1 pseudogene is annotated in these 325 nt (G+C 58.5%); it reads right to left on the bottom strand.

The features are described 5' to 3' along the window. A pseudogene (locus tag EN807_RS33805) lies at positions 1-325 on the bottom strand (hypothetical protein); the annotation flags it as partial.

The raw sequence follows: 325 nt of genomic DNA, 5'->3' as shown, positions 1-325 counted from the left end.
CGAGATCATCGTCTGGGGCGACCTGCGGTTGACGACCAAGCGCAACCGCAATGTCCTGCAGCAAAGTTGCAAGGCTGCTCTCGACTTGCGCCGGACACATCCTGGGCAGCGCCGCGGCGTCCATGTACTTCACCTCCCAAGTCATGAGACGCGTTTGGCCGCCGCCGAAGTCATGCTCCACAGCTGGCAACACCTCTATCTCTCGGTTTCCGAGCAGCGCCACATGGATTTCTCGCCCATCTATGTATTCTTCCACGAGCGCATCCTGCGCATATTGCGTGATGATCATTTCCACTGCCTGCGTCAGCTTAGCGGGCTCATGTAC

Source organism: Mesorhizobium sp. M5C.F.Ca.ET.164.01.1.1, assembly GCF_004792125.1.
Classification (GTDB): domain Bacteria; phylum Pseudomonadota; class Alphaproteobacteria; order Rhizobiales; family Rhizobiaceae; genus Mesorhizobium; species Mesorhizobium wenxiniae.
Note: the sequence above shows the minus strand (reverse complement) of the source record. Positions and strands in the feature narration are given on the sequence as shown.